We start from the raw sequence: 5,057 nt of genomic DNA on the forward strand, positions 1-5,057 counted from the left end.
CTCCTATCCCTGTTACTTCCTAATTCCTTTTTAGTGGGGGAGTGTGAACAGTTACCAAGGAAACCCAACATAATCATTTTGGTCATATTGCTTACAGATTGAAAAATATTTATCGCCTAAAATTATTTAGTTCACTATTGATAAAAAATTAGGATATTTGATTACCAAATATTAATTACATATTTAATTTATCGAATCTTTATTATCACTAGATATAGTTTTCTACTGTTTTCTCCATTATTTAATGGAAAGTCTTATAGATGTTTTAGCATAATCCTGAGAATTACTTCATGGAATCTTCATCTTTTTTAACTGTAAATGACCAGGAAATTACCCTAGCTGAAGTAGTCAAATACTTACAAATATCTGGTAGACTGGGAAATTTTATCAGTGATGTACTGCGTCAGTACGTGATTGAAAAAGAAATTAGTGCCAGAACAGATATTGAGATTAGTTCCACATTAATTGAACAGACAATTATTGATTTTCGTCTGAAAAATCAACTAACTGATGCCCAAAAATTTCAAGAATGGCTAACAAATAATGGTACAGATTATACAACTTTTCATACATCTATTACCTTTAGCTTTCAGTTAGAGAAACTCAAAGCAATAATCACAGAATCAAAATTACCAGAATACTTTATCGAGAAAAAAATTTACTTGGATAGAGTTATCCTGTCGCGGATTCTAGTTGACAGTCGGGAATTAGCAGAAGAACTACAAACTCAAATTGAGGAAGGAAGTAGTTTTGAACAACTGGCAAAAGAGTATTCATTAGCCGATGAAAGAGTATTTAATGGCATGATGGGACCAATTAGTCGGGGGACTATACCAGACATATTACGTGCGGCTGTAGACTCAACTACCCCTGGAAAATTGATCAATCCCATAGAAATAGAAGGACGTTTTGCTTTATTTAGATTAGAACAAATTCTTCCAGCTTCTCTAGAAGATCCTCAATTACAACAATCACTAAAAAATGAGCTATTTGAGAACTGGCTAGGGGATAAGATTCAAAATCTGACAGTCAAAATTCAATTGGATTAAAACTTCTAAATAATCAATTTTAACGAATAAATGTGTTAAACAATTTACCCTGGAATGAACCGCCACTATCCTGGCTAAATGCTGAAGAACAAAACGAATTAAAACAGCAAGCAGAAATACATAACTACAAACTTGGCGAAAAAATTTGGTCGCAAAAATTAGGTGGTGACCAATTTTTTATTGTCGCTGGTAAAGTGCGTTTACGAGAGGAAGAAGAAAATAAAACCATAGCTACTTTACAAACAGGAGATTGGTTTGGCAACTGTCAACAATTATTTGCTGATTGTAAAGCTGTAGCTGCTAGTAAGGAAGTTATAGTTGTGTGTTGGAATTCGGCTTTGTGGAAAAAGTTTTTAAATCCTCAAGTTGATGAATTTTGGCATAATTCAATAGAGGTAGAGGAGATTGAACCTATTTTACCAGTTCCTAATTCTCCCATTTCTTCACCTTCACCTCCTGCTACATGGGAACAACATACAGTTTCCAATTATCCCTTTGTGGGAAGTGGAAATACAGGTGCAGCCTGTTTAACAATGGTGGCGCAATATTTACAAAATCCTGTGCAGTTGGAATGGGTACAACGTCAATTGCGGGGACAAAAGCCAAAAAATCTGGTAGAAGCAGGGGAAAAATTAGGGTTAGTATTGCGGAAATTACAGGTTAATTGGAGTGAATTACGCCAATTATCTTTTCCGGCTTTATTGTTGTGGAATCAAGGGAATCAGGAAGATAAAAATTCCCAATTTAATTGGGTTGTTGCTTATGGAATGAAAGGCAATTTTTTAATTATTGCCAATCCTCAAAATCCTGATTATATTTGTGAACATTTACCTCAATCTGTGGTAGAGAATTGTTGGGATGGGACATTATGGCAAACTGAATTAATTTCCCAACAAGAGAAATTTAATTTAGCTTGGTTTACTCCCGCAGTTTGGAAATATCGAGGGTTATTAGGTGAAGTTTTATTAGCTTCCTTTACATTGCAATTATTGGGTTTAGCTTCTCCATTAATTACCCAAGTCATCATTGATAAAGTGATGGTACAGGAGAGTTTAGCTACTTTGGATGTGATGGCGATCGCTCTCTTGTTTGTGGCGACATTTGAATCTATCCTGGGTATGCTGCGGCTATTCATCTTTACCCACACAGCCCGACGTTTAGACTTGAGTTTATCGGCTCAACTTTTTCGCCATTTAATGCGTTTACCCCTGGCTTATTTTGAGTCGCGGAGAGTGGGTGATACAGTTGCTAGAGTCCAAGAATTAGAACAAATTCGCCAATTTCTCACGGGTACAGCTTTAACCGTCATTCTTGACAGTATCTTTGCTGTGGTTTACCTGGGATTGATGTTTTATTACAACATTCCCCTCACATTTGTAGCCTTAGCCGTCTTACCATTATTTGCCACTTTAACCATTATCGCTACACCGATTTTGCGAAACTGGCTAAATGAAACCTTTAACCGCAGTGCGGACAGTCAATCATTTTTAGTTGAGACAATTACCGGCATTCATTCTGTTAAAGCCCATGCCGCAGAACCAGTAGCAAGAGAACGGTGGGAAGGTTTATTTGCCCGCTTCATTCGTACCAGTTTTAAAGCTTCCACCACATCTAATATTAGCAGTAATATTGGTGACTTTCTCACTAACTTTTCCACCTTAATTATCCTGTGGTTTGGGGCAAAATTAGTCATTGATCATCAACTAACTATTGGTCAATTAATCGCCTTTCAAATGTTATCAGCAAGAGTTACCAGTCCTTTATTACGGCTAGTCCAGTTGTGGCAGAATCTCCAACAAGTGCTATTATCAGTAGATAGAATTGGTGATATTCTCAACGCCGCCCCAGAAACCGAAGCCGGCACAGGATTAGTATTACCACCCCTCAAAGGTGAAGTTAATTTTGACCAAGTTTTCTTTCGCTACAATGCCAACACAGAACCAGTATTAAAAGGCATTTCCTTTAATATTGAACCAGGACAATTTGTTGGTATTGTCGGCAGAAGTGGTTCAGGAAAAAGTACCCTTTCTAAACTTCTCCAAAGACTCTATCAAATTGAGTCAGGACGCATCCTCATTGATGGATTTGATATCAAAAGTGCTGACTTAGCATCTTTAAGACAACAAATAGGTGTAGTTCTCCAAGAAGACTTTTTATTTAATGGTTCAATCTTGGAAAATATCACATTAGGAAATCCAGATATTACCTCAGAACAAGTTGTCGAAGCCGCCAGATTAGCAGTAGCCCACGACTTCATTAGTCAACTACCTTACGGCTATGAAAACAACGTTGGAGAAAGAGGAACAGCATTATCTGGAGGACAAAGACAACGGATAGCATTAGCCAGATTATTTTTAGCATCTGCACCAATTCTCATATTAGATGAAGCCACCAGTGCCTTAGATAGTGAAACCGAACAACAAGTATTACAAAACCTCAAAAATGTTTCCTCCAACCGCACAGTGTTCTTAATTGCCCACCGCTTTGCCCCCCTCAAACGTGCTGATTTAATCTTAGTCATGGAAAAAGGAGTCATAGCCGAAAGAGGAACACATTTAGAACTCTTAAAACAAAAAGGTTTGTATTGGTCACTTTATCAAAGACAACAGGCAAATATTTAATAATCTTGAAAATTCCTAAACCAATTAGGTAGGGGCAAACCCCCCGTGGTTGCCCCATGAATCGGGGTAGGCACGGGGGCGCTACCCCTACCGTCAAATTCCTTAATCCAAAACATTCAACCCCAAAGCCACAGCCCCCCATAAAGGTGCATCATCACCCAATAATGCCCGCACAACCTCAAAATTCACCTCTGGGAGTGCGGTTTCCCTAGCCACTTTTCGCACCACAGTCCAGAAATTATCCCCAGCTTTGGTGACACCACCACCTAAAACAAACCGTTGGGGATTCATGAGGTTGGCGACATTACCAATACCGACACCCAAAGCCCAAGCACCCCTATATAATACTTCTTGTGCGATTTCGTCTCCGTTGGCTGCTGCGGTGCTGACAACTTTGCCTGTAAGTAAGTTAAGATCATTACCAGTTAAATATCTGAGTACGTCTCCCCTGATTTTGCCGTTAGCGCTGGGTGGTTCTTTCTCCAACATTTCCCGCGCATTTTGCGCCATGTAGGGACCAGAAGCTAAACGTTCTACACATCCCCGTTTTCCACATAAGCATAATGGACCTCTAGGATCAACCACCATGTGTCCAATTTCTCCCGCCATGCCTAATGCACCTCGCCAGGGCTTACCATCAAGTATCCAGCCGCCACCGACACCTGTGCTAATGGTAATGTAAAATAGGCTATCATATCCTTGTCCAGCCCCAAAACGATGTTCACCAACGGCAGCAACGTTAGCATCATTATCTATACTGGCGGGTGCGTGATAATCTTCTTCGAGTATTTGTTTAAGAGGAACATTTTCCCAGCCGGGAACGTGATGAGATAAGCGGACTAAACCTGTGGTGGCATCCACTGGACCACCAAAGCTGACACCGATAGCATCCGGTTTTCTCCCTTTTAGCACGGAATCAATGAGCGATCGCATAATTTCTAAATCAGTCAAAGCATCACCATTTGTGGGAGAAAATCGTGATTCATGATCCAACCAATCCTTCCCACCACCCTTAACTGTTGCTGCTGCCAATTTTGTCCCGCCAAAGTCTAGAGCTAAAATTAATGTCATATTATTAAAAATAAGGGGTTTACGAAACAACTATCAACCATTCACCATTATTACTTAATAACAATTTTGCTGTAGTTCGTTATGAAACCGTCTTCCCTATCTGGATATAAAATATTTCTATATTCATCATGCTGATGTCCTATATGTAACCTAATTCATTACATTTGTAAATCCAATCATAATCATCCTAAATTTCTGTTAAACTATGGATATTGTTAAATTTCATGAAGGATAAATTAATACAAAGATATATTTCTGTAGGTAGTTTTTCACTCTCCCCCCACTTTCGAGAGTTTATAGGGTAGGTAGAAGTAGG

The 5,057-nt window shown here is 38.9% G+C and carries 3 protein-coding genes; 2 read left to right on the plus strand and 1 reads right to left on the minus strand.

What is annotated here, in order from left to right; translation table 11 throughout:
- The first annotated feature begins 290 nt into the window (after window positions 1-290).
- Both FJR05_RS20340 and FJR05_RS20345 read left to right on the plus strand, forming a co-directional pair.
- The gene (locus FJR05_RS20340; RefSeq protein WP_168645805.1) at window positions 291-1,049 is read left to right on the plus strand and encodes a peptidylprolyl isomerase; all 759 of its coding nucleotides are present in this window, start codon (window positions 291-293) and stop codon (window positions 1,047-1,049) included.
- Window positions 1,050-1,075: 26 nt separating this feature from the next.
- On the plus strand, window positions 1,076-3,670 hold the full coding sequence (locus tag FJR05_RS20345; protein ID WP_371416921.1) for a type I secretion system permease/ATPase: 2,595 nt from the start codon (window positions 1,076-1,078) through the stop codon (window positions 3,668-3,670).
- Window positions 3,671-3,772: 102 nt separating this feature from the next.
- On the opposite strand, the gene FJR05_RS20350 is transcribed toward FJR05_RS20345, so the two are convergent.
- Window positions 3,773-4,741 carry an ROK family protein gene (locus FJR05_RS20350; protein ID WP_168645807.1) on the minus strand — a complete coding sequence of 323 codons (969 nt, stop codon included), beginning with the start codon at window positions 4,739-4,741 and terminating at the stop codon, window positions 3,773-3,775.
- Window positions 4,742-5,057 lie beyond the last annotated feature (316 nt).

Origin of the sequence: Dolichospermum sp. UHCC 0259 (assembly GCF_009711935.1) — a bacterium.
GTDB lineage: Bacteria > Cyanobacteriota > Cyanobacteriia > Cyanobacteriales > Nostocaceae > Dolichospermum.

What these genes read in the sequence shown, in the direction of transcription:
- FJR05_RS20350 (WP_168645807.1), bottom strand. Translation starts at nt 4,741, where the DNA reads ATGACATTAATTTTAGCTCTAGACTTTGGCGGGACAAAATTGGCAGCA.
- FJR05_RS20340 (WP_168645805.1), top strand. Translation starts at nt 291, where the DNA reads ATGGAATCTTCATCTTTTTTAACTGTAAATGACCAGGAAATTACCCTA.